The organism is Bowmanella yangjiangensis (genome assembly GCF_017255015.1).
Classification (GTDB): Bacteria; Pseudomonadota; Gammaproteobacteria; order Enterobacterales; family Alteromonadaceae; genus Bowmanella; species Bowmanella yangjiangensis.
The window spans coordinates 1-492 of record NZ_JAFKCS010000556.1 but is presented as its reverse complement, the minus strand read 5'-3'; the positions used below and the strand labels follow the sequence as shown (position 1 = coordinate 492).

The 492-nt window shown below is 73.8% G+C and carries 1 protein-coding gene; it reads right to left on the bottom strand.

Features of this window, described 5'->3' with window-relative positions:
* A partial coding sequence (locus J0A65_RS25635) for a gamma-glutamyltransferase (RefSeq protein ID WP_206597031.1) occupies window positions 1-492 on the bottom strand: 492 nt, incomplete at both ends.

The window sequence follows — 492 nt, the reverse complement described above, 5'->3', positions numbered from 1 at the left end:
AGGCTCTGGGCCAGCGCCACGCCGCCTGCCGAGGGGGGAGGCGCGCTGATCAGCTCGTGGCCGTCCTCGAGGCGGAAGCGCAGCGGCTCGCGGCGCGCCACGCGGTACTCGCGCAGGTCGTCGAGCGTCCAGATACCGCCGGCCTGGCGTACGCCCGCGGCGAGGCGCTCGGCAATCGGGCCCTGGTAGAAACCGGCGCGGCCGTGATCGGCCAGGGCCTGCAGGGTGACGGCCAGGTCCGCCTGGCGCAGCAGCTGGCCTTCGGCGGGCACTTCGCCCTGGTCGAGGAACAGCTTCGCGCTTTCCGCATCGTCACGCAGCGCGGCCAGGCGCCAGGTGGCCCGTTCGCGGTAGACACGGTCCACGGCAAAGCCTTCCCTGGCCAGGCGAATGGCCGGTGCCAGGCTGGTTTTCAGCGGCAGGCGCCCGTGATGCTCGGCCAGCTCCACCAGGGCGGCCGGCAAGCCGGGAATGGCGGCGGCCAGTGCGCCA